Source organism: Desulfoluna spongiiphila (genome assembly GCF_900101345.1).
In the GTDB taxonomy this organism is placed as follows: domain Bacteria; phylum Desulfobacterota; class Desulfobacteria; order Desulfobacterales; family Desulfolunaceae; genus Desulfoluna; species Desulfoluna spongiiphila.
This window is the reverse complement of sequence record NZ_FMUX01000019.1, coordinates 13651-38248: the sequence shown is the minus strand read 5'-3', so window position 1 is coordinate 38248 and position 24598 is coordinate 13651. Positions and strand designations below refer to the sequence as shown.

Sequence of the window (24598 nt, the reverse complement as noted above, 5' to 3'; positions counted from 1 at the left end):
CTCATGAAATATTCGGGCTAAGCCCTTAACAATCTTTAAAAAAAGGGTCACAGCAAAGTCCTCCCTCGCCGTAACCCTTGATTTTCAGAATGTGAAACGACACCCTCGCATTCAGATTTCACATTTGAGACCAATATCGTACTTCTCATCATCCCCTGATCCGATTTTATGGCACCATGCCACCTTGCATTTGTTGGTGGAAGGAAAGTTCACCGTTTTGATGCAAAGCTCTGTGCCGGGCTCCATGGGTGTGTCAGACTCGAAGCACATGCCGTCTTCACTGAAATTGCACATCATTGCATCGTGGTAGTGGTCGGAAGCACCATCTGTGAACACAACCTGGGTATCGAACTCATTGCGCTCTTCGTGTCTTTTGTCTTTTGTTTCATTCATGATCTCCCCCTTTCCCCAAACGGAGGTAAAACGTCCATGCCCTTTCAGGGTTCGGTTACATAATGGGCAAACAGACCAGACACCGGAGATTCAACAAGCTCTCAACACATAACCCTGCTCAGGTACTCACGATCTAACCAACCCCTCCTTATTTATTCCTTACGGGTTTGCCTGACACTCCCGGGCATAAAAGAAGCATCATCCGTTAAGGCCCTATCGTGCCGGTGATCATGGGACCTCTGCCGCCGCCATAATCTCCGGTACAAGTTCTTCCTTGCCGATCGCCATGATATGGACACCGTCACAGATCTCCTCTTCACGGATCTGCCTGATCATGCGACCGGCTATCTCTATCCCCTTTTTCAACGCTCCGCCCTTGGGAGCGGAGGTCATTTCGTCAATCAAATCCGATGGGACGTACACCCCTGCGATATTGGCGTTCATAAAACGGGCCATGGGTGCTGATGTAAGGAGTATGACCCCTGCCAGCACCTTCACTGGAAACTGGCGCGCATAGTCCATAAACGATTTGAACTTAGCCATGTCAAACACCGCCTGGGTCTGGATAAATTCCGCACCCGCCTCAATTTTCTTCTCAAATTTTATCAGCTGCGGCTCAAGGGGATTGGCTTCCGGGGTCACGATGGCACCGGCACAAAACGAAATCCCGCCTTCCAAGTCGCTTCCCCCTAAGTCTTTCCCGTTCTCCAATGTCCTCACCGCCATGACAAGCTGGCTCGAATCAAGGTCAAAAACCCCCTTTGCCTCCTTGTGATCGCCCAGCATCACGGAATCTCCGGTCAGGCAGAGCACGTTGTTGATTCCCCGGCTGTGTGCGAACAGAAGATCGGCCTGGAGCGCAAGCCGGTTGCGATCCCTGCATGTCATCTGCAGAATCGGCTCCCCGCCCATCTCTTTCACAAGGAGGGCGGCCCCGAGGGACGGGAAACGCATCACCGAGCTCTGATGATCGGTAAGGTTCATGGCATCCACCTTATCTTTCAGAAGGTCGACATGGTGAGCCATCGTCGCCAGATTTGTCCCCTTGGGCGGTGCCACCTCGCAGGTAACGACAAATTTTCCCGAATCGAGTGCCTGTTTAAATAAGGAAGCCATAACGCGTCTTTCCTTTTCCCGTTGAAATGTTTCGGGTTCGCGAATGTTTCATGGGCTCGTTCCTCGCCCATTCCACATTCGCTTACGGGCTTCGCCCGTGGCAGACGGTCAAAATTGGTCAGCCTTCATCAAAAGGCAGCCTGGATTTGCCGGGGGACGGCTCCCCGAGACAATTCCTGGGTTTCTGGTATTTTCTCATGAGATCGAGTTTCCCAAGCTCCTTCAGCCGATTGTAGATCAGCGTCCAGGCGCAATCCTTTTCCTTGTCGATTTCGCACTTTCCGTTATCGGTTCCGCCGCACGGCCCGTTGACCAGCCCTTTGTGGCAGGCCGTCACCGGGCAGATCCCTCCGGTCTCGCCGATGATGCAGGTCCCGCACTGTGTACAGATCTCGTTGTACTCGCCGGGAGCCGTCTCTTTGCCCACAAAGAGGGTGTCCAGTGCCGGGACCACCATCATCTTGAGCTGCCTTGCGATGGTCTGGACCCCGAAGGCACAGGACATGACAACCAGGGCATCGGCCTGGGAGATGCTGCTGCCGAGGTCGGAAAGGATCTCTCCTGTCAGGTGATCACAGGCCACCGGCACAACCGTATGCCCGGTGACGAGTTTTCCTGCGCCGGACAGCCGCTCCTTCATGGCAAGGACTTCGGGCTCGCCGCCGGTGCGGGTGAGGGTCGTGCAGGTACCGCAGCCGATAATGAAGACCCTGGCACACCCGTCCAGAAGCCGGTCAATCTCTTCTTCCGTTTTTTGTCGTGTAATGGCCCGGATCATATCATTTGTTCTCCTTTTCAAGGTCGCACCGGAGGCATCTCACGGCCTCGCGAATTGCCTCCTCTTCCGTAAACCCCATCTCAACTTCACGGAAATCCCTGATGCGATCGCACGGGTCCTCATGCCTTGCGCACACCCTCGGGTTGTCGCCCTCTTTTTCGCTTTCAAGGGCCAGCCCCGCATCCACCGCCATGTCGGTCTTTTCGTCTGCGATCTCAATGCGCCCTTTAAGCCCTTTCAGGTATCTGCCGATGGCGATGGCGGCCCTCCGCCCCGATGCAATGGCCCGTATCACAAAGGTGGGGCCGGAGGTGAAATCCCCCCCTGCAAACACCCCGGGGATATTGGTGGAAAGGCTGTTTTCATCAATGGCAAGGGCTCCCCAGAGTTCCCTCTCAAGCCGGCTGTCTTCGGAAAGCAGAGAGGTATCCGGGGCCTGGCCGATGGAAATGATGACATGGTCCGCATCGATGACCTGCCGAACGGATTCGTCGCTCTTCGGGTTGAACCTCCCCTCTTCGTCAAAAACCGAAACGCACCGGACAAACTCAATCCCTGTCACCTTTTGGCTGTCATGTATGATCCGTTTGGGTTCCCATGCCGGATTGATCACGACGCCTTCTTCCAGGGCCTCGGCCACCTCCTTTTCCCAGGCGGGCATCATGTCCCTGTCTTCCATGCAGAAGAGATGGACATCGGTGGCCCCGGTTCTAAGGGATGTCCTGGCAACATCCACGGCCACATTTCCCCCACCGATGACAACGGTCTTTCCTTGAAACGAGCTCAGCTTTCCCTTCCTCACATCGCACAGGTAGCCAAGGCCATAGTGCAGCCCGGCAAGCCCCTCCTCTTCACCGGGGATTCCGATTCTCTTGCTCGTCTGGGCACCCGCCGCGATAAAAACGGCGTCATACCCCTCCGTCATCAAATCATCCACCGTGTGCCGCGAGTCCACCGGCGTGTTGTACCGAATCTCCACACCGCAGGATTCGATATACCGGACCTCCGCGTCGATGACCCCAGGCGGAAGCCTGAATTCCGGAAGGGCGATGCTGAGCATCCCTCCGCCCTTTGGCTGAGCTTCAAAGGCCGTAACTCCGTATCCGGCCTTTCGCAGAAAATAGGCGCAGGAAAGACCGGACGGCCCTGCTCCCACAACGGCAACCCTCTCCTTTCGTGTCAAAGGAAAGGGGCTTGCCGGAAGCCCGATGTTCTTAAAATACCAGTCCGAGGCAAACCGTTTGAGGGAGCGGATCGCCACCGGGTCGTCGAGTTCTCCCCGCCTGCACTTGTACTCACAGGGATGAATGCACACCCTGCCGCAGACCGCCGGAAACGGATTCCGCTCCCGAATGATATCAACGGCCTTTTGGTACTCCCCTTTGGCGATGGCGGCCACGTAGTTCGGCACATCGATACCGGCCGGGCAGGCGTGCTGGCACGGGGAGATCACGATCTCATCGCATGTGGCGCCGGCGCACCGGTGCTCTAAAATATGGTCCCTGTACTCCGCCTCAAAGTACTTCAGGGTGGATAGGGCCGGTTTCGCACAGGCCTGTCCCAGCCCGCAAAGGGAGGTTTCCGTCACGGTGGCACCGATCTCCCGGATGGTGTCAAGGTCCCGGAGCCGCCCCTTTTTCTGCGTTATCCGCGTCAGTATGTTGAGCAGCTGCGTGGTTCCCAGGCGGCAGGGGGCACACTTCCCGCACGACTCGGACTGGGTGAATCCAAGGAAGAACCGGGCGATTTCCACCATGCAGTTGTTCTCGTCCATCACCACCATGCCGCCGGACCCCATGATTGCGCCCAGCCGCGAAATCGTCTCGTAATCGACGGGCGTGTTGATGAGCTGCGCGGGGATGCACCCCCCTGCCGGGCCGCCCATCTGAACCGCTTTAAATTTCCTTCCCTTTGGGATTCCCCCGCCGATATCAAAGATGATGTCATGGATGCTGGTGCCAAAGGGGACCTCCACCAGCCCGGTGTTGTTGACCTTCCCGGCAAGGGAGAAGATTTTGGTGCCCCCGCTTTTTTCCGTCCCCACCTCAGTGTACCAGGCCGCCCCGTTGTTGATGATCAGGGGAATATTGGCAAGGGTTTCCACGTTGTTGATGTTGGACGGTTTCCGGTCCAGCCCCTCCTGGGCCGGAAAGGGAGGCCTGGGGTTCGGCATGCCCCGCTTCCCTTCAATGGAGGCGATGAGGGCGGTCTCCTCACCGCATACAAAGGCACCGGCCCCCTTTTTCAGGGACAGGTGAAAATCAAAACCTGTTCCGAGAATGTTTTCCCCGAGAAGCCCCAAGGCCTCCAGCTGCCGAATCGCAACGGACAGGTGCTCAACGGCAATGGGATATTCCTCCCTTACGTAGATGTATCCGTGCTCGGCCCCCATGGCATACGCACCGATCATGAGGCCTTCGATGACGGAATGGGGATCGCCCTCAAGCATGGCCCTGTCCATGAACGCACCGGGGTCCCCCTCATCCGCATTGCAGATGATGTACTTGGGCGAGCCCTTGGCTTTTCTTGTATACGACCACTTAAGACCCGTGGAATAACCGGCCCCGCCCCGCCCCCTGAGCCTGGCTGCGGTCACCTCGTCGATGACCCCTTCGGGGGCCATGGTGCCGAGCACCCTGGCCAGGGCACGATACCCGCCAGAGGCGATATAGTGCTCCACCTTTGTCGGATCGATCTTCCCGCAGTTTGCCAGGACGCGTCGCACCTGCTTTTTGTAAAAAGGAATCCGGTCCTTGTAGAATATCGGCTGGTTCGTGGTGATGTCCCTGTAGGCGAGCCTGTCCACCAGTCTGTTTTCCTTCATCGTTTCCGTCACGATATCAAAGGCGTCCTCGGGAGCGACCTCCTGGTACTGAATTCCCATGGGCTCGATGGCAACCACAGGCGCCTTGGCGCAAAAGCCGTGGCACCCTGTGGCGCGGATCTCCACACGGCCCGAAAGTCCCTGTTTTTCCACCTCTTCACCGATGGAGGCGAGCACCTCTTTCGCCCCGTATGCCCTGCAGCCTGTCATGCAGACCAAAACGGTGGTCTTCTCGTCGTCCCTGCCTGCCAGGAGGGTATTCCTGAGCCATTCGAGCTGCCCTATGGAAAGGAGTTTCTTCATGTTACTCCGGCTCCTCGTCCTTGTTTTCGGTAAAATGCGACAGAACAGATTCGATCTTTCTGGGGGAAAGCCGGCCGATGTATTCTTTGTCCGCCATCATCGTCGGGGCGAGAAAACAGGCACCGAGACAGGCGACGGTTTCAAGGGAATACCTGTAATCGGCAGAGGTTTCCCCCTCGTTGATGCCAAGCTCTTTTTTCATGATGGACAAGATGCTCCTGCCCCCCTTGACGTGGCATGCGGTGCCGCAGCAAACCTTGAAGACATGTTTCCCCTTCGGTTTCAGGCTCAGACCGGCGTAAAACTCGATCACACCCTGCACCTCGCTGGGATAGAGTTTCAAGGCCGATGCGATGGGAGCAATGGCCTCCGGAGGAATGTAGCCCAGCGCGTCCTGCACCTCCTGCAGAAGCGGAATAAGCCCCCACTTCTCCCCCCGGTGTTTCCTTATAATCGCCGATAGCTGTTCCCAGTCGATCTCTTGCGGTTTCATCAGCACCTCCGTGGGTTGCTTACGCAAAATAAGCTTGGAAGTGGCCCAATCCCTGTAGGATGGGCACCCATGCCACCGTCCCCAAAAGCCGCCAGCCCGTATGGTGCACTCTGTGCACCATATTCGCTAAACGAAAGTTTTCGCCGGTTGCCCTGACCTCCGCGATATGCAAGGGCTTCATTCCGGTGCACAGAGTGCACCCTACGACTTTAATCATCGTTTCGGTCATCAGCGTTTTTCCACCATCCCTCGAACCTCCTTGTTACCTGGAGCGCAGCACTCCGGTGCGGCATAGGTAACGACGGGATAGAAAACCGAACCGTAAGACGGCGCTTTGTTTCGGTCCGTCTTTCTCGGTCTTTTAAGGTCACAGCCAAACGATAACTCAGTCCGATGAACCTCCTACGCTCATACAGTCCGAAGCACTGGTTCCTCGTTATCCTCTTCCGGTAACAACGGTTACCGTGAAGACCACGAAGAGTACACCGTGAGAATATAAAATATCAGTCCACTCACCACTCACCACTCACCACTCACCACTCACTATTCACCACTCACTATTCACCACTCACTATTCACCACTCACTATTCACCACTCACTATTCACTATTTACTATTCACCTTTTGCCTTTTGCCATTCACTGCTCAATATTAACCCGGCACGTCAGCCATCCCTGAATGCCCTCTTTGCCCGCATGTGAAAGGGAAAACAGATTCATGACATCGTTGCCGGAAAAGCCCTTGGGAACAAAGACGGCCCCCTGTCCCATTTCCGTATTTATGGCGACATGCCTCTCTATGACCCCGTGTTCGGAGACGATCCGAACGCGGTCCCCTTCGTGGAGACCGAGCATAATGGCGTCCGCCTCGGAGATCTCCATATCGCCATCGATCCCAGACGCCCTGATCCTTTCCGAGTGTGACGTCCGTGTTCCGCTCCCTGCGTGAAATCGTTTAAACCCTGCCGTCATCATAAAGGGGTAAACCGGGTCTTCCGTCGCTTCCGAAAGGGCGATGGGGATAAAGGAAACCTTAGCCCCCTCCCCTTCAGATCCCGTATGATTGATACCTTTTATCCATGATCGGTGCTCCTGATCGCCCAAGCTTTCATAAAGGGGGACAACGCGTCGAATCTCAGCCCGAATTTTTTCTAATGCCTTGTCATATCCGGAGGCTCCGAGCCCTTTTGCAAGCAACCCCAGGATATCAAGATCCGCCTTGGCATCTCCCGGGGGCGCAACCGCAGGTGTGAATGTCTGCACTCGCCCTTCCATGTTCGTAAACGATCCTGATTTTTCAGCCTGGGCAGCTCCGGGAAGAACAACATCCGCAATTTCAACGGTTTCGGTTTCAAGGATATCCTGCACCACCAGAAGCTCGAGTTTTTTAAGGGCCGCTTGGACTCTCTCCTGCTGGGGCATCGCCCGAAGCGGGTTCTCCCCCATGATATAGAGCGCCTTTAAGTCTCCTTTTTCGGCAGCCTCAATCATGCCGGCCATGCTTAGCCCCGGGTCAGGGGGTAAATCGGTACCCCACGCTTTGCTCAACAGGTTTCTTGCCGAGAGGTCTGACATGTCCATATGCCCGGGGAGTTGATCCGAAACCGTCCCCATGTCCCATGCCCCCAGCATGTTGTTCTCCCTTGCGGAAAGATATATCCCCGTTCCCGGATGCCCCACATTTCCTGAAATGAGAAAAAGGTTGATCATGGTATTCAAACCCATTCCCCCGTCGTTTGCCTCCAGAACGTCGCAACCGGCAAGGAACACCCCCCTGCGTCCTGACATGAGCTCGGCAGCCTCCGTAAGCGTGCCAGCATCAATGCCTGACGTGTCGCAGAGTGTTTCGATATCAAGCCCGCGAACCTCCCTTTCAAACCGGTCGAAATTCTCCGTAACCTTGGCGATGTACCCTTGATTGATGCTGTTGTGTCGATGTATCAGAGCAGAAAGAGCATGAATCACCTTGGCCGTGTTTGCTCTGTCCGGCCCCGGCCTGAGCCAGACCGTCGCAGTCCGGGCAAGATCGGAATCCAGGCTGTCAATCACGATCACCGGAACCCCGTTTCTTGCTGCCCTTTTGACATAATAGCTCATCACCGGAACCGTCTCCCCATGGTCAGCCCCTGCAATAACAATTATTTCAGCCTTTTCAATATCGGATAACCTGAGGTTCCTGAAACGCCCCCGGGTTTTTCTGTGAAAATCAATCACCCGCTTCAGGCCACAAAGAAAGCCCCCATTGTCGATGTTGTTTGTTCCGAGTATCCCCCGTGCCATTTTCTGGAAAACGTAATTTTCTTCATTCGTGCATTTTGAGGAGCCCAAAAAACCGATGGCTGACGGACCATGCTTTTCCTTAATTTCAAGGAGCCTTTGAGTAAACACCGACGCCGCCTCATCCCATGAAGCGGAAACCTGTTCCCCATCCTTTCGCACCCTCGGACGAAGCAGGCGCTGCTTTGAATTCAGGTAATCATGGGCAAAGTGGCCTCTGACACACAGAGTAACGCCATTGACGCTACCTTCGGTACGGGAAGGGCTCACGTCCACGACCGTGCTGCCGAATATCCCCATGGAAAGGGAGCAGCCGACACCGCAAAAACCACAGATCGAATCATGCACACGTTCCGGGGTTCCTGAAAACACGCCCCTTTTCTGAGAAAGGGCCCCTGTAGGGCACAGAGAAACGCACGTGCCGCAGAATGTGCATGAGGACTCTTTCAGGGGGTGATCATAAAGGGTGGCGGGACGAGAGCCGGCTCCCCGCATGCTGTAATCGATGGTGCCCTGGGCTACGAGTTCCTTGCAGCCCCTGATACATCGTCCGCACAGGATGCATTTGGAGAGATCTCGAATGATAAAAGGGTTCGACTGGTCAAGGGCACTGTGGTTGGGCATGGGATACAGGTCCGGCTCCCCAACCCCAAGTTCAGCCGCAACCCGTCGCAGCTGGCATCTGTTCCCCTTACTGCAGACCACACAGGATTCCGGGTGCTCGGATATCATCAGCCGTACGATATTTCGTCTGTGCCTCAGCACACCCGCTGTGTTCGTCAGGATGCTCATCCCGTGGGTAACCGGGGTGACGCACGAGGCCAGCAGTCGTCCGCTGTTCTCATCCTCTACGATACACATGCGGCATGCACCGTGGGGTTTTAATTCCGGATGATAACAAAGCCTGGGAATATAGACCCCTGCCGATTCCGCAGCTTCAAGCACAGATGTACCGGCAGAACAGCTGATTTTCATCCCGTTTATTGAGATCACTGTTGTTTCCAAGAGCGTCTCCCCATTGTTTCCGTTTTCGCGGCGGTCCTCTTACCGTCGACGATGCGGACCTTCACCGCAGTTAAAAATTTTCGGGGACTGATCTCAGAGACGGCGGGACCAACATGGGGCCGTTCCAGGTCATCGGAGTTGATATGTCATGAGAGTGGGGCCAGACGAGTGTGTTTCACAAGGAAAAGATAAAGCAGTGAAGATCAATCCAAAGCCAATCGTTATGGACTCCGTCATCACCGATTTTTGGGCACCGTTTTCACCGCACATGTGCTCACAGGCACGTGGATTGCCGTGTTTTCGATGATATCGGTGCGGGGACCTACAGGGTCCCTGGATTCAAAATTAAGCCCGTCTTCGCTGAAGGTGTGCATCATTGGTTTAAGATGCGTTGTGACGTGATCTGGCGAGTGGGTAACAGGAAAATAAAAATCGTCCCACGACATGTTTCTCATGTCTTTACGTGTTGCCATAAGCGCCTCCTCCCCCTTGCGAGGCATAACCTGTCCGGCGATTAGGCGGGATGGTGGCCGGACGGTCGAATAGCTGGTACGACTAAAAACCGTATTTCAAATGCATGAATGCTATTTTTTCGTCTATTATACCACCTGGCAGAAAAGATTCCATATGTATTATACTGTTTTATTATGATAATATATTCATCTTATCAAGAGTTAGCCTGATATTAGGAACAACACACTTAATAACGATATATTAAAACACAAATGCCACAGAAGCGATTCAATCGTATCCGAGATTTAACAACACACACTTTGCAAGACGTGTGTGAGATGTCAGGGACCATGCTGTCCGGGTTATGGAGTCCGAAGAGCTTTACAAAACGGGCTCATCTTCCACTATCTCAGGTATGGGTTGGCAACCGACATGCAAAGCGTTGGAGTTGATGATACGGTTATTGTGAATAATAGCAAGGCACTCAACGAGAGAGGTATTTGCCTGGTATAACGTTGTGTCCGATACGGAGGCTATCGACGCTATGCGCCAGTTGAAGGAAGACCTGGGAAACGACTGTGAGGATGTCGCAAAAGTGTCGCACGCAGGCTTGAAAACAAAAAAGGGGTTACGACCAATCAGTCGTAACCCCTTGTATTTGCGAATGGTACCGAAGAGGAGACTTGAACTCCTACGCCTTGCGGCACTAGATCCTAAATCTAGCGTGTCTACCAATTCCACCACTTCGGCATATTTTTACAGTTTATACAGTACCCCATTTGTATTTGCAACAGCCAATGAGGGTCTGAAAAACCAAATTTTTATACAGTTCCGGAGTCATGCTGTCAACCCGTTTTTTGACCTTTTGCATGATTCCGGTCCCGTCACTGAACGATCCCTGAAAACTGCGCCACGCCTTAATTTCACGTTGACCCACCCCGCATTCTGAGGTAGTGTATAGTCAGGTGTGACTGATGGTGGCAGCCATACGGTCCCCTGCAAGCCGTTCAGCGAGGGTCTACTGCCATAGCTCACCTCCGAACGGCTTGGCCTAACAAATAAAGCGGAATGCATCATGTATGCATTCCGCTTTTTTTATTGAAAGACGAAGAGGATGTAGGAACCCCACAGTCCCGGTCTGCCCCTCCCTATTTTACCTGATTTTCTATTACCTTATTACCTATCGCCTATTGCCTGTTTTACCCACAGGCCTTCTGCCTTTCGCTGTCCCCATACGCATAGCCGCCGTAATAGGCCCCGTAGCCATAATAGTAATAGCCGCCGTTTTTCTTCCCAGCGCCGTTGATCACCAGACCTTTCACGTCAGCCCCCACATGCTCCATGGCTTTGAGGCCCCGGTCCAGCATGTCATACGAGGTTTTGCCGGCGCGAACCACCACCACGGTTGTATCCACGAGCTGGCTCAGGATCAGGCTGTCGGATACCGGCATGACGGGAGGCGAGTCAATGACCACCATATCGTAGATCTCCGACATGGCATCCAAGAAAGTTTTCAGGCGTTCGGAGCTGAGCAGCTCCGAGGGCAAGGGAGGCACCGGACCGGCAAGGGCCGCATGGAGGTTTTCCACATCCGTGTTTATGACAACGGAGTCGTCGCTGTTTCCGCTCAGGTATGTGCTGAGCCCCACCTCACTGGTAAGCCCCAGAAGATTTCCAAGATTGGGTTTTCTCAGGTCGCCGTCGATGATCAGTACTTTCTTCCCGCTGTTGGCAAGGGCGGTGGCCAGATTCACAGCGGTGGTACTCTTACCGTCTGCCGGTGCCATACTGGTAAAAAGAATCCGGCGGGGCGGGGTGTCCCTGCTTGTGAGCATCAGGGCCACCCGCAAGGACTTGTAACTTTCTGAGACACTGGACAGGGGGGCCACTTTCAAGACATCTTCGATGCGCCCCTCCTTGGCATCCATTTGTGAAATTACGCTGAGTACAGGCAACCCGAAGCGTTCCTCGGCTTCTTCCACCGATTTTACAGTATTGTCCAGATACTCCACAAAAAAGGCGAGTCCCACACCGCCGAAAAGCCCAAGGAGCACCCCGAGAAGAAGGTTACGCGCCCGATGGGTATCCACCGGCTCCACCGGGGGAACGGCAGCTTCAACGGTCCAGACACTGACCGTCTGGACCTCTTCGGAAAGGGTCTGCTCTTTGATCTTGGCAATAAGGGCATTGTAGAGATGACGATAGGTCTCCACATCACGCTTGAGAATTTTGTACTGAACGTACTTCTCGCTCAAGGTAATGGCCTCGCTTTTGGCTGCCAGAAGCTGTGACTTGAGGTTTTTCACATTTTCCCGGGCCATTTCGTAATTGTTCTGGATGGACTGAATCACCCGCTGGGTTTCCGTGGTGAGCTTGCCCTGAAGAAGGTCCAGCTCGTTGGTGCTGCGGATCATCACCGGGTGCTTTCGACCATATTTCTTGGAATACTCCAAAATGGTCTGCTCTGCCTTGACCAAATCTCGGCGAATATCCTGGATGGCCTCATCATCAGAGACGGCAGGGACAGCAAGGGCCTGCTCGTTGGTGACTGTACGAAGCCTCTCGGAGATGGCGCGGAGTTCTTCCTTGCGGGTCTCCTCCACCGTCATTTTGGCGGAGAGTTCATTAACGCGCTGGGGGCCGATATTGATGTTGTTCTCAATGGCCACGATATCCTGCTGCCGCATATAGGCATTGAGGGATTTTTCCGCGGTTTCAAGCTGCTTTCGCTGCTCTTCTGCCTTTTTGCTCATCCACTCCACTGTGTAGCCGGTGGCTTTCATACGCATTTCAAGAAGCTCGTCCATGTAAGCGCGGGTAAAGGCATTGACCACCATGGAGGCAATAACCGGGTTGTCGAACTCATAGCTGATGTTGACAATCTTGCTGTCTTTGGTGGGCTTGATCTTCAGTTCTTCAATGAGAGCATTGGCTATGATGTCCACGTCGGTGATTGCCACCCCAACCGGCCCGTCACCCTGCCCTTCCGTTGCTGAAAAAGAGTCCAGCATATCCCTTACCCATGCGATGGAATCTTCCCAGATTGAGCCCTTCTCCTCATCGGGGTCCAGAAACCAGGAGCCATACCGTGTGGCAAGGTCAAGGTTTTCCACGACCTTAACGGCAACGGGCTTGCTTCGAATAATCTGGAATTGGGTTTCAAGGAATTGCGGATCCCATCGCACATATCCCTGGGATTCAATGATGGAAGAGGAGCTGTCGTTTTTTTCAATCAGAAGCCGGCTCGTGGCCTGCCAGGTGGGTTCCAGATTGGATGTAAACACGCCGATGACGGTGAGGGTAAGGGTCAAAATAAAAAACGTCAGGACCGTCAACCGCCGTTTTTGAATCACTCGCCAGTAATCACGTAAGTGGATCTCTCTTTCTTCCATATCAGAAAAAACTCTCCTGTATCACAATGATATCCCCTGGGATCACCTTGTCGCCCATGTCAACGTCTTCAATAATCTCTTTTTCTCCGTTGACTCGCCGAATAACCTGGGCGCTTTTCTTATACGCCCTGCGCGTAAACCCCGACGCCATGGTAACAAGAACCATTATGGAGGTGTCTTCATCGATCTCGTACCGTCCGGGTTCGTTCACCTGGCCCAGGATGTTGGCTTTTCGGCTGCGGTACTCATCAATAAAAACGTTGATCTGAGGATTCACGAGATACTCTTCGTCCACATACAGGCGAACCAGATGCTCAGAAATCTCTCCCCCGGTCATTCCGCTCACCTTCACACTGCCGATAAACGGCATCTTGATGGTGCCGTCGGCACTGACCCGCACATTCATACTCAGGTCTTCGTGCTCGTAAACCTTGATAGACAACAAATCCCCTTTGCCGACCCGGAAGTTTTGTGCTGATGCCGGACAAAGAGGACCCAAAAAAAAGATAACAATCAAGAGTACTGCTGTATTTCTCATAATTCCCTTCGATAGCGAAATAGTCGTGGAATTGTGAGGGCAAAGGCTAAGGGAAAACCAAACCAACCGGTGTCTCGAGGTATGTCTCCGTAAACGGCCCCACACCGGACCCTTTGTTTCCCTTAGCCCCGTATTGCCCTACATTGAAGCCGTTACGGTCAGCATCACGCTGTTCTCCGTGTAATCGCTCTGGTCGCTCTTGTCCCGCCCGGAAGCGCTTCGGTCCGTATACATATAAGCAAGGCTTCCGTAGATTCGCTTGTTAAACAGATATTTGACCGACGGAGAGACCGTGTAGGTGGTGTCGTCCCTGTCGATTTTCTTGTACTCTTCCTCGGAGACAGAAAGACGCAGCGCAGAGCTGATACGCGACGTCAGGCTGTAGGTTCCCGAAGCACTCAACATACTTTCTGTAACAAAGCGACTGGTGGTGGTTTCCTCATTGCCTCTTTTCGCGTTGGCGCAGAGGTCGATGCGGTCACTCAGGTCGTAACTGACAAAGGCCTCAAGGCCGATGGTGTCGTCTGTCTCATCAAGGTCGTCGAGGTCCTTGTTTATGTAACCGATTTTGCCCATGGCATTGATGCGCTCGCTGGCATCATATTTCACCCCAGCAAAGACCTTAAATTCCGTACTGTCAAAATCTTTCGTGTCGTAATCGATATCCGTATGGGAGATCTCGCCGAAGAGCGTCGTCTTGGGCCGGATATCAAAGAGGACAAAACCCTTTGCTGTCAAGTCCTTACGATCCTTTTCCGGGGCGTCCGAGTTATAGTTCACATCGTAGTAGCCCAAGTCCACCCGCGCTTTCAGCTTATCACTGATGGCATAGGAGGTGGTCAGTGCCAGCAGGTTGTTGTTGAACTCTGCGCTGTCCGTCTCTTCTTCTACGGCGTCCCGGGAGTCCTGGTACTGATCCATCAATTCAAAGGAGAGGCCTCCGGCCAGGTTCCAGGCCGCGTAGGCATCGAGTTTATGGGAGATAAAATCCCGCTCGTCGAAATCCAGATAGTTTTCGAAGGTCGGAGCATATCTGAAAAAGCCCTGATACCTGCCCATCTCCTCATTCTGGAACCGGGTCTGGGACATACCGCCCGGTACAGAGCTGGAAGATGCAATGTTGATCACCTCGGCATCGGCACCGGGAAGTGCCAGCCACAACCCCGGGGTAATGTAGCTGATCAAGTCGTCTTCTTCGTCGTCGTTGGTGGCAAACACGTTATCCGTGTATTCCCCGGAAAAGGAGATAAAGGGATGAATCACATCGGACTCAAGCCCGAACATCTCCTGGGAAAAAAGATCGCACCACCCTGAAGTGGCCATCAACAGAAACACCACAATCCCAAACCCACACCCTATCCACTTCGTTCGTTTCACTTTTTCACCTATGTTTTTATAATATGAGGCTGAGAATCGGCCTCAACAAGTCACGACCGGAATGAGCAAAACAACAGGAAACTCGCGTCCCTCGTATTGAGCCTTCTTGCCCGAAAAGAACCGCACCAACAGGAGCCTTTCCTCCCCGAAGTGCACCCAGAACCCCTCCCCTGCCATCCATGCCTCGATTAGTTGGGGCTGACATCCTCGGAAGGAGGATTGTCTATAGATACAGGGGCCTCAGTTACAGGGGTGACATTCGTATCGATTTCGGCCCTGTCATCTTGAGATTCTGTGGTAAACGTCTGGGCTTCGGTAGCCGTATCCATGGCAACCTGTGCGGCGTCCGCCGTCAAGCCAGCCTCGGTGGCGCCGGCCGTGATCTGCTCGGAAGTTGCCCCCGCCTCCATGGCGCTGCCCACAACCTCCAATACGTTTTCGCCGGAATCAATGGCTGCGGCAACCACCACGCTGGAGGTGGACTGATCAGCAGCCACTGCGGAAAAGACAACCCCATCCGCCTGCGCACCGGCATTAAGGGCGGAGGTGACGACGGTACCTGCCGTCGTGGGATCTGCTTTTACGGCCGCTGCTACCACCTCACTGGCAGAAACATCGGCACCCATTGCGGCGGTGACAACGTCACCGGCGGTGGCGGGATCAGCTGATACGACTGCGGCTACCACCTCAGTTGCAGAAGCATCGGCTGCTATGGCTGCAGCCACGGCTTTTCCTGCCGACGAGGGATCCGCCTTGACGGTTTCCGTAACAATATCGGCTGCCGGGATATCGGCTGCGATGGCAGCCGTCACGACAGTGCCGACATCTGCATTGGTCTCGGAAGCAGCGGTGACAACGGCGCTTTTGTCTTCAACCACCTTGAAACCGGATGTCAGCGCAATTTCAACGGCTCCCGGGTTGATGGTGTTGACCTCGGAAAGGAATTCCGACAAAGAGATGTTGTTGGTCATCGCAAACTGCAGGGCTTCCTGCATCATGGTAGAATCAGAGACGCCACCAAACTTGATGGCATCGTTCAGTACCGTCTTCCAGACAGGTCCTTCTTCCGGCTCCCCGAAACTTAGCGAAACCGCACCCAAAACCAAACATATCGACATAAATACAACAACCCACTTTTTCATGGTGCCCCCTTGACGCATGAGTTAAACAAGTCGGTCGTCTCCAAAAAAACCAGAGTTCTCAACCGAGTTATATTGCTTTATCGCCTTCTGATGGGCGACATATTTCGCACGACCAGCAAACACGACATACCTTAACGAAAGATTGAAACCTGAAAGTTGGAGATATAGAAGACGGAACAGATTACAACGCAAAGCCCGAAGCGCCGAACAGCATAACCCATCGTTGCTAAGGCATTTCACAGCGTTAACCGCCACTTTTACCTGGCGGTCTCTGTTGTATGGTTCTCGGTATTTTTTCTCACCAAGCCTGATCCGGGCATGGTGAACGTCAGGGGGGATAACAGGTAAACACTTAAGCATAACAAATAAAAACCCACAAGTACTTTTACCTGTTAATCACAGAGTAATTCCGTCATGGGATAAACTTTATTTACTCAAAGAGTATCGTATAACCAGGACGATCCCCATGCATTTTTCTGATTTTTCGAAAAACCGAATTGAGACATACGAGTTACGATGAGCCCTTTTAAAAAAACAATGCGCTTCCGCAACATAGACTCTGCCGGAATACGCCTTCCCTTCTCAAAAAGTAATTCCACCCTGATGCCGTCTCCTACGGTCTCTGCGAAACCAGCCAGATACCCGGGCTCTTCTTCTCCTGTCATAAACGGTATGACATTGCCGGCACACCATCTCCGGTCGAAAAAAACAGCCTCTGTAGTCGCACCCATAACCTTCACATGCAGACCATCCAGGCCAAGGTCTTTCGCACCCTTCACGGCCTCTGACCAGATGGTGTCCAGATCTAAGGAGGACTGCATCTCCGATGAATACCTCGTGTATTGAGGGAAAATTCAAGCCGACATGGCTCCACACATCACACCAGCAAATCGTGCTTCCAAAGAATACAAAGCAACACCCCATGCCAAAGAAACTTTAACGCTTAGCCCGGGTATTTCACGGGCCGAAGGATGAATAAATCGAGTAGAAAACGATGAATTACATTTTGCATTTTTGAAATGTCTATATTTCCCCAGTAACCATCTGTAATGGCATCTTAATTGTCTTAGCCTGGTCGTTTTCTCATAAAATATCCGGGTTAGCCCGGATATTTCACGAGTCGAGTGCGCCCATATTCAAGGCATCAGAGCTGCAGATGTAGTTGTTTACCTCAAGGCTCTGATAACGCAGAAGATGGGTGCACTCGGTTCGCTCGAAGGGTGAAGAAATCGAGCAGAAAACCGTGAATTACATTTTGTATTTTACAAATGCCTTAATTTTTCACAGTAACTAGCCGCAATAACGCTTTATTGCTTTGGTTCAATCGTTTTCTCATGGACTATTCGGGTTAGCGTCCGCTCCCCGTCACAACAGCACGAATCGTGGACAGAAAAATCCTTGCATCCAGCCCCAGGGACCAGTTGTCTATGTATTCAAGATCCATCTTCATCCACCCGTCAAAGCTGACATCGTTGCGATTGGGTGTTACCTGCCAGATACAGGTCATACCGGGCTTCATGGAGAGCCTTCGGCGCTGCCAAAGCTCATACTCGCTGACCTCGCTGGGAATGGGAGGCCTTGGCCCGATGAGGCTCATCTCTCCGCGCACCACGTTGATCAACTGGGGGAGCTCGTCCAAGCTTGTTTTCCTCAAAAATGTCCCGGCATACGGAATCACACGAGGATCTTTTCTGATTTTAAAAACCGGTCCGTCGGCTTCGTTAGCCTCCTTGAGGGCATCCAGCATTTTTTCCGCCCCGACAAGCATGGTACGAAATTTATAGATGTCAAAAAGCCGCCCGTTCACTCCCATGCGTTTTTGTTTATAAAAAACTGGCCCGGGTGAAATGATCTTAATAGCCACGGCGACCACAAGAAAGAAGGGCAATGATAGAACCAGCATCACGCAGGAAAAAACATAGTCATAGACGTTTTTCAGCATCAGCCCCACAGCATCTGAAGAGATCATATGCATCTTCATGGTGGGAATCTGTAAAAAAGTTTCAAAGGAGACCGACGCGTTTCCCGGTTTGTATACCAGGTTGTGGATCTGCCAGTCCGGAACGATGCGGACACTCACACCCATTTTTTCTGCAAGGGTCAAATACGTGGCCGCCTCGGGAATCAACTTCATGGGCATGGCAAAGATCAACTCATCGACAACGGTCTCTTTGAGGATATCGGACAGCTTTTCCACATTGTCGATCACCGTCACACCGGGGATGACTTCCTGCCCGATGCGGACAGGGTCAGTATCCAGGCACCCTTGGATGGTGTACCCCGTGCCCTTCTGTTTTTCGATTTTCTTCAGGATGTCTTTCGCTCGTTCCAGGCTCCCCACAACAAGAATATTCCGCGTGTTGTACCCCCGTTTTCGGATACGGACCAGTACCAGATAAATCATGGCCTTACTGATACAGAGCATCACCATGTTAAGGCCACCGAAGATAAGGATCATGCCGCGGCTGACATCATGATTTTTCAAGGCATACAGCAGGGACCCAAACACAAGGAGACAGAAGCACACTGCCTGGGTAGCGTTGACCAGCACCTGCATAAGGCTTCGTTTGCGGTAGGGCTCATAGAGGTTAAAGGCCTGGAATGTCAGCCCCCAAATAACCGTAACCATAAAAAGAAGAGTGTAGTAATTAGGCGCTGTAGAAAGCCCCCCTGCTCCGCCTGGCAGCAGGTATTTCTTGATACCATAAGCCCCTACAAATGCCACCATCGTGATCAACACATCGATAAAGAGATGAAACCGGACAATAACCCTGTTCTTTTCTTTAAGCATGAGAATCCCTCGGGTTTTTGATACGAATGCACCAAGACAGGCACTTTTCGTGCCGATACCATAAACGCTAAGGGGGGAATATTGCTTGGGTTCATCAACAGCTTTCGCCGCGTCAGAGGTAGGATGACAAGCGCTTTAAGCCTGCCGTTGCTTTTCGGTTATCCGGGTCAACAATCAACACCCGTTCGTACTCCTCGACGGCACGATACGGAATACCCATCTTTACATAGGTATCCCCGGTAAGGAGTCGTATTTTTGCATGATCCGGAAAGTAATCAGACGCTTTCTGGAGGACAGACAGCGCCATGTGGTAGTCTTTTTCTTTCATATAGGTCCAGTACACCTTGGTAAAATGCCAAGGCCTCACAGAGTCTTCAGTTTCCAGATAATCAAGGGACCGAACAGTCACCTCCCGGGATAGCTCACGATATCCAAAGGCTCTCATCGTGTCGGCAAACACAAAGCGGGGGTAGATGCGCTCGGGAAGCATCGCGTAAACGGCCTCCTTGGGCACGCCATGGTACAGAAGCAGGGATATACACCCTTTGATATTCTGCCGTGACGCATCCAGAAGCATTGCTTGCCTGAGATGAGCCGTAGCTTCATCCGTTTCTCCACGTCCCAGCAACCAACCGGCAAGCATCTTGAGTCTTTCCGGATTTGCCACGTCATGGGCAATGGCCCTCTCAAAATAGTGCCGCCCCAGATCCGCTTGATTTTTCTTGCACATGTATCGTGCGGTGTATTGAAGTACGGTGCTGTCCACCGGACATAACCTCAGGGCTTTTACCAACAGACCTTCAGGTGCCGCAGCCTTTCCGTAAAAGTCAAAAACCCGCGCCAGAGCAAAGGGGTACACTGGCTCCAAAGGTGCAAAAAACGTTGCTCGTTTCAAATTCTCAACAACATGCGACGACTCCTCGGAAGAGGTGTCATTTGAGACAACCGTGCCGTCTACACGGGCAAACAGTGCCGACGCCCAGAGAGATCCGCCCTGATACACGATGGCACTCCCCAAAAAAAGGACGGTGACAGCCCACATGGCCCGCTTATGGGCCGGTGTGGATTCCCTTAAAAAAGTTTCCTTCCTTCCGCGTAAACGCGTATGGGAAGCGGCAACAGCAAGACCGCACATAAAAAAGAAAATCAAACCATTGGCATTGCTGTAAAAATTAAAATCCACCACGCTGTGAAAAAAAATCGCCAGAATCCCGGAAATGGAGCCGAGATACAGGCACTGGGCATAGGGATCGCGACGGTTGCGATACCTTACCCAGGTGGCGCGAAACAGCGCGGCAACAAACCACGCCACCAACAGAAAACTGACAACCCCTCCGCAGGCCAGCAACTCGATATAATCACTGTGAGCATGGCCCACGGATTTCTGGCCAGGCAAGCTCCTGTAACTCGGGTAGATGGCACTAAAGGTCCCCAGACCAGAGCCAGTAAGAAGATAATCGTTCACCATCTCATAGGCATCATCCCAAATGGTAAAACGAGAGTTGGACAACTCCCCATCCTCGGTAAACGCCTTATCAAACCGCTCAACAATAGGCTCCCAGCCAAACCAGGAGACAGACAAAAGAATCAGCAGTACAGACAGGGAGACAAACCGCTTTCGTGGAGAGGCACCCTTGCGAAGAGAGAAAAAGCGGATCAAACAGATCATTGAAAGGCACAGGGAGATGATCCCACCGCGAGACAGGCTGAGAAACACCGATGTCCCCATTAGAACAGCCGCAAATCCCAGCAGCAGGTGAAGGTGCCCAGCCGCACCGCTCCAGAACGCCACAACCCTCTCCCTCCACGTGCCATACCTCACCTGGGGTCTATAGTAAAGGTAAAGCCCCAGCACCACGGGCACCATCATGCCCATAAATCCGGAATAGTGGTTATGGTACACATACGGCCCCATGTGCGTGTTGTTAGCAGGCCCAGCATAAAAACCGTAGATTTTCCCGTTGGTAAAAAGGGTCTCCACAATGGCATAGACGGCCATGCACCCCGCGAGCCCGGCAACGACTAAAACAGTTTTTTTGAGTTTTGCACGATACGAAAGAAGGTGCACAACCCACCAATAGAACAGAAGGTAAGCAGAAAAACGAAAAAACTCGGCCAGGGATTTTCCGGGGTCAACTGAGAGGGGGATCCACTTAACCCCGTATAGTTGTCCAAGGCTCTCCCGATAAATGGTATACGTGGCCGGTGACACCCATTTGACAAGTGCAACGGGAAGAGGAACGGCCTGAACGAGGTGCCAGGAAACAAATAGTCCTAGGGGCAAAAACCCGGGAACCCGGTACACTGTCTTTTTTCCTTTATTAGCGAGAAGATAAAGCACCACTCCCAAGAAACAGCCCAGTTCTAAAGTCGCAAGGGCCCAGGGCTCCCGAGCACCAAAGGCAAGGGGAGAAAAAATAAGGAGAAAAAGAAGAATCAGGTAGGAAATGCAAAGCATAAATGAAAGCCCCAAAATATTGGGATTATAGAGAAGCGATGTCATCAATCAAAATGTCCACAATGCGCTGCGCTGCTTTGCCGTCCCACAACTCAGGCATTGAGCCGGTCTTGATATTGCCCTTTTTCAGGCTGTCATAGGCAGCGAGAATATTGGTGCCCGTGGTACCGATGAGTGTATTTGTCCCTTCTTCCACGGTCACGGGCCGCTCCGTGTTGTCACGGATGGTAAAACAGGGAACCCCCAGACCTGTGGTCTCCTCCTGGAGCCCACCGCTGTCTGTAAACACGCCTAAAGCATCTTTCCAGAGATAAAGGGCTTCCTGATAGCCAAGGGGTTTGAGTTGGATGATATTTGCTGAAAACTTAATATCAAAGGAGTCCAACATTTTTCTTGTTCGAGGATGAACCGGGAAAATGATGTGTATTTCTTCAGCAACTTGATTCAATGCACTTATAATATGAGAAAGTTTTTCTGGATTATCCACATTCGAGGGCCTGTGAAGAGTCAAAAAAAGATACTCAGCCAGCGACGCCTTCAAACCAGCGTTCTGAAACGACTCATTGTCAGCCCGAAGGACCTTCTCATTCTGATAAAGAAGGTTATCGATCATTACATGCCCCACGTAATGGATTGCCTCTTGTGGCTTACCCTCTTTCAAGAGGTTTTCATTCCCATGCTGTTCCGTGGTGAAAAAATAGTCGGTGATGGAATCCGTCACCATCCTGTTGATCTCTTCAGGCATGCACAGATCAAAACTTCGAAGGCCAGCTTCCACATGAGCAACCTTGATCAAGAGCTTTTTGGCCACAATACTGCACGCCAAGGTTGAATTGACGTCCCCGACCACAAGCACCACATCAGGTTTTTCATCAAGACAGACCCTTTCAAAGGCAACCATGATCTTTGCCGTCTGCTCTGAATGAGAGCCCTCACCTGCACTTAGAAAAAAATCAGGCTTCTGAATCCCAAGATCGGCAAAAAAACTCTCCGACATATTAAAATCATAATGCTGCCCCGTATGAACGAGCTTGTATTCAAGTTGCAAACCATTTTGGTTTGCTTTGATCTCACGAATAATGGGTGCAATTTTCATGAAATTGGGGCGGGCACCGGCAACGAGCAATATTTTCATATTTTTATCCAACACTTAAATAACAAATACCTGAGAAAAAAAATATAATCCGAGTTGATAATGGAAAAAGCACAAAGAAAGCCTCCAGCGACGAAGTGAGCCACCTCGAACGCTATATACATTCATTTGTAGAGAGGGGATTGTTGTAATTTTCGTGCTACTCGGGTTATCTATTGTTTCATATTTTTATTGTCGTGGCCTACCATTTCTTTCATAACAAGCCAAAGAAATGCGGGGTTTGTGCGAGCATATCTGCGCCACATCCGCCTGGGTTCCTGAATAATCCTGTAACTCCACTCCATTCCGGTTTTCTGCATCCACACCGGTGCTCTCTTCGTTTTTCCGGCAACAATATCAAAACTCCCACCGACGCCCATGCAGAAAGGAACATTCATCACAGGCATCCATCTGTTCAGAAATTTTTCCTTCATTGGTGAAGAAAATCCTACAAAAAGCATGTCTGCATGGCTCTCTTTGATCATGCTCGCAATGCCCTCTTCTTCATCTTCTGAATAGTATCCATTTCGATACCCCGCCACCTTTAAATCTGAATATTTTTCTTGAAAGGATTCCACCACCCCTTTCACAACCCCCTCCTGAGCGCCGAAGAAAAAAGGCCTGTATCCCTTATCACTGCACACACGGATAAGTTTCTGAAACAAATCCACACCGGCAACACGCTCAGGGAGCGGAACTCCCAATAGCCAAGAGGCCCAGACAATGGGCATGCCATCCGCATTGATAATGTCGCAGGATGCGATAATATCTTTTAACTTAGAGTCCGATTGCATCTCTACAAACTTTGAAACATTCACAACCACGTGCTGACACATAGCTTTGTTATGAATTGATTTTTCAACTTCAATTATTGTTTGATTCATGTTGTATGAATCGACAGGGCAGCCCATGACATCAATTCTGGACATCGGTATCCTCTTCAAAGAATTTGACGAAAACGCATAACTATAATTTTGGATTCTGCTTTGATAACAAAAAGGAGAGCGCGTAGAACATCCAGGCTTGGGACCATCTGATATACGGGATCTTATTGGTATACCATCTTGTTTTCTGGTAATAAAAAAAACCTCTTTTATCCTGCATATTTTTAAAGGCCCATTCAGCAATAGTATGGGCCATTGGGATACTTCTGCTATCATAATCGGCAAGTTTAAGGCACGTAACAATACCTTGAGCTGAACAATGAATGTCAATAGGATAAAGGGTATCATTATAATATTTGGGGCAACCCTTTTTTAGCCAAAATGTTTCAAGGAAGTAACGAAACGCGTCTCTCAATTCATTTTCCCAGGCCATGTCGCCTGTTGAATCCATCCAGCCTTTCAAAGCAACCAGATTAAACCCCGTATGAAAATTATCAACAAACTGATGATGATTCAATTCACCGTAAGGCCATGAATAATCGTTTTTCATGGCCTTAATCGAATAAGCCATCGACTTTTTCGATTTATCATAATATTTTCTATTTTTTGTATGAGAGTAAACACGGGCCAGCAAGGCAGCCCCCAACATATTTGCATTATGAACCCGAGCCTCTTCTCCGGGGATATACCCAAAACAAAGAGTATCCTCATCTTCTGATAGCACCATATGATTCAAAATAAACTCACAGGCACTTATTGCAGTGTCAAGCCCATTGAAAGCCTCAGCGACTCCATGTTTCTCAAAGTAGTCTAAAAAAGAATTGGCAACAAAAACCGTTGTCACAATGTTGGGTTTACCCTTTGGCACATAAAACGCCCTTGCCTGCCAATCAAAATTGTAACCCCAGCATACGCCTGAATACCCAGGGCATCGCATTGATTTGAGCTGAACCAAGAGATTTTCAGCTTCTTCATATTTCCCTGAATAAAGAAGACCTGATGCAAAAAGACCAAGACCTTTGGGATTATAGCCCTTTGGAACTGATGCAAGTTTTCTTAGATTTAGTGGGGAGCGTTTAAAAAATTGGATAACTGCAAGGCGAATGAACTCGAATTTATAGAGTGGGGTGTTTTGGAGGAGTGTTGAATTAAGACCATCGAACAGATCCCAACCATTGTAATCTTGCTGGTGGATGTAATGTAATAGTAATTTGTGGCTTATATTAATCATAATTCTCAACCA

17 protein-coding genes and 1 tRNA gene are annotated in these 24598 nt (G+C 51.5%); all 18 read right to left on the bottom strand.

Features of this window, described 5'->3' with window-relative positions:
* Window positions 1-111: 111 nt before the first annotated feature.
* Window positions 112-393 (bottom strand): PilZ domain-containing protein, encoded by a 282-nt coding sequence (locus BLQ12_RS20640; RefSeq protein WP_092213671.1) that lies wholly within the window; start codon window positions 391-393, stop codon window positions 112-114.
* A 228-nt stretch (window positions 394-621) separates the two neighbouring features.
* The gene (locus BLQ12_RS20635) at window positions 622-1509 is read right to left on the bottom strand and encodes a methylenetetrahydrofolate reductase (protein WP_092213669.1); all 888 of its coding nucleotides are present in this window, start codon (window positions 1507-1509) and stop codon (window positions 622-624) included.
* A 118-nt stretch (window positions 1510-1627) separates the two neighbouring features.
* Window positions 1628-2287, bottom strand: coding sequence for a methylenetetrahydrofolate reductase C-terminal domain-containing protein (locus BLQ12_RS20630; RefSeq protein ID WP_092213667.1), 660 nt, complete (start codon window positions 2285-2287; stop codon window positions 1628-1630).
* A gap of 1 nt (window position 2288) precedes the next feature.
* Entirely contained in the window at window positions 2289-5414 is a 3126-nt protein-coding gene (locus BLQ12_RS20625) for an FAD-dependent oxidoreductase (RefSeq protein WP_092213665.1), read from the bottom strand.
* A 1-nt stretch (window position 5415) separates the two neighbouring features.
* Complete coding sequence (locus BLQ12_RS20620) at window positions 5416-5907, bottom strand: NADH-quinone oxidoreductase subunit NuoE family protein (protein ID WP_092213663.1); 492 nt, start codon at window positions 5905-5907, stop codon at window positions 5416-5418.
* 638 nt (window positions 5908-6545) lie between these two features.
* Entirely contained in the window at window positions 6546-9176 is a 2631-nt protein-coding gene (locus BLQ12_RS20610) for a molybdopterin-dependent oxidoreductase (protein ID WP_367888795.1), read from the bottom strand.
* A 248-nt stretch (window positions 9177-9424) separates the two neighbouring features.
* Complete coding sequence (locus BLQ12_RS20605; protein WP_092213657.1) at window positions 9425-9661, bottom strand: hypothetical protein; 237 nt, start codon at window positions 9659-9661, stop codon at window positions 9425-9427.
* Between the two features lie 645 nt (window positions 9662-10306).
* Window positions 10307-10391 (bottom strand) — tRNA-Leu (locus BLQ12_RS20600).
* Between the two features lie 449 nt (window positions 10392-10840).
* Complete coding sequence (locus BLQ12_RS20595) at window positions 10841-13033, bottom strand: GumC family protein (protein WP_092213655.1); 2193 nt, start codon at window positions 13031-13033, stop codon at window positions 10841-10843.
* Between the two features lies 1 nt (window position 13034).
* Window positions 13035-13571 carry a polysaccharide biosynthesis/export family protein gene (locus BLQ12_RS20590; protein WP_092213653.1) on the bottom strand — a complete coding sequence of 179 codons (537 nt, stop codon included), beginning with the start codon at window positions 13569-13571 and terminating at the stop codon, window positions 13035-13037.
* 138 nt (window positions 13572-13709) lie between these two features.
* A complete protein-coding gene (locus BLQ12_RS20585; RefSeq protein WP_139164056.1) occupies window positions 13710-14948 on the bottom strand; it encodes an outer membrane beta-barrel protein in 1239 nt (412 codons plus the stop codon).
* Between the two features lie 188 nt (window positions 14949-15136).
* The gene (locus tag BLQ12_RS20580; RefSeq protein ID WP_092213649.1) at window positions 15137-16090 is read right to left on the bottom strand and encodes a hypothetical protein; all 954 of its coding nucleotides are present in this window, start codon (window positions 16088-16090) and stop codon (window positions 15137-15139) included.
* 434 nt (window positions 16091-16524) lie between these two features.
* The gene (locus tag BLQ12_RS20575) at window positions 16525-16911 is read right to left on the bottom strand and encodes a hypothetical protein (protein ID WP_092213647.1); all 387 of its coding nucleotides are present in this window, start codon (window positions 16909-16911) and stop codon (window positions 16525-16527) included.
* A 527-nt stretch (window positions 16912-17438) separates the two neighbouring features.
* Window positions 17439-18881, bottom strand: coding sequence for a sugar transferase (locus BLQ12_RS20570; protein WP_092213645.1), 1443 nt, complete (start codon window positions 18879-18881; stop codon window positions 17439-17441).
* Window positions 18882-18993: 112 nt separating this feature from the next.
* On the bottom strand, window positions 18994-21384 hold the full coding sequence (locus tag BLQ12_RS20565) for an O-antigen ligase family protein (RefSeq protein ID WP_092213643.1): 2391 nt from the start codon (window positions 21382-21384) through the stop codon (window positions 18994-18996).
* Window positions 21365-22474: a non-hydrolyzing UDP-N-acetylglucosamine 2-epimerase gene (gene wecB / locus BLQ12_RS20560; RefSeq protein ID WP_092213641.1), complete on the bottom strand. Its 1110-nt coding sequence runs from the start codon at window positions 22472-22474 to the stop codon at window positions 21365-21367. Before wecB ends, BLQ12_RS20565 begins: the two co-directional genes overlap by 20 nt.
* 170 nt (window positions 22475-22644) lie before the next feature.
* Window positions 22645-23400, bottom strand: coding sequence for a WecB/TagA/CpsF family glycosyltransferase (locus BLQ12_RS20555; RefSeq protein WP_092213639.1), 756 nt, complete (start codon window positions 23398-23400; stop codon window positions 22645-22647).
* Between the two features lie 37 nt (window positions 23401-23437).
* The gene (locus BLQ12_RS20550; RefSeq protein WP_092213637.1) at window positions 23438-24586 is read right to left on the bottom strand and encodes a hypothetical protein; all 1149 of its coding nucleotides are present in this window, start codon (window positions 24584-24586) and stop codon (window positions 23438-23440) included.
* Window positions 24587-24598: the final 12 nt, after the last annotated feature.

Excerpts from the sequence above, each read along its gene's own strand:
- BLQ12_RS20640 (WP_092213671.1), bottom strand. The coding sequence starts at position 393 with ATGAATGAAACAAAAGACAAAAGACACGAAGAGCGCAATGAGTTCGAT.
- BLQ12_RS20635 (WP_092213669.1), bottom strand. The coding sequence starts at position 1,509 with ATGGCTTCCTTATTTAAACAGGCACTCGATTCGGGAAAATTTGTCGTT.
- BLQ12_RS20630 (WP_092213667.1), bottom strand. The coding sequence starts at position 2,287 with ATGATCCGGGCCATTACACGACAAAAAACGGAAGAAGAGATTGACCGG.
- BLQ12_RS20625 (WP_092213665.1), bottom strand. The coding sequence starts at position 5,414 with ATGAAGAAACTCCTTTCCATAGGGCAGCTCGAATGGCTCAGGAATACC.
- BLQ12_RS20620 (WP_092213663.1), bottom strand. The coding sequence starts at position 5,907 with ATGAAACCGCAAGAGATCGACTGGGAACAGCTATCGGCGATTATAAGG.
- BLQ12_RS20605 (WP_092213657.1), bottom strand. The coding sequence starts at position 9,661 with ATGGCAACACGTAAAGACATGAGAAACATGTCGTGGGACGATTTTTAT.
- BLQ12_RS20595 (WP_092213655.1), bottom strand. The coding sequence starts at position 13,033 with ATGGAAGAAAGAGAGATCCACTTACGTGATTACTGGCGAGTGATTCAA.
- BLQ12_RS20590 (WP_092213653.1), bottom strand. The coding sequence starts at position 13,571 with ATGAGAAATACAGCAGTACTCTTGATTGTTATCTTTTTTTTGGGTCCT.
- BLQ12_RS20580 (WP_092213649.1), bottom strand. The coding sequence starts at position 16,090 with ATGAAAAAGTGGGTTGTTGTATTTATGTCGATATGTTTGGTTTTGGGT.
- BLQ12_RS20575 (WP_092213647.1), bottom strand. The coding sequence starts at position 16,911 with ATGCAGTCCTCCTTAGATCTGGACACCATCTGGTCAGAGGCCGTGAAG.
- BLQ12_RS20570 (WP_092213645.1), bottom strand. The coding sequence starts at position 18,881 with ATGCTTAAAGAAAAGAACAGGGTTATTGTCCGGTTTCATCTCTTTATC.
- BLQ12_RS20565 (WP_092213643.1), bottom strand. The coding sequence starts at position 21,384 with ATGACATCGCTTCTCTATAATCCCAATATTTTGGGGCTTTCATTTATG.
- wecB (WP_092213641.1), bottom strand. The coding sequence starts at position 22,474 with ATGAAAATATTGCTCGTTGCCGGTGCCCGCCCCAATTTCATGAAAATT.
- BLQ12_RS20555 (WP_092213639.1), bottom strand. The coding sequence starts at position 23,400 with ATGTCCAGAATTGATGTCATGGGCTGCCCTGTCGATTCATACAACATG.
- BLQ12_RS20550 (WP_092213637.1), bottom strand. The coding sequence starts at position 24,586 with ATGATTAATATAAGCCACAAATTACTATTACATTACATCCACCAGCAA.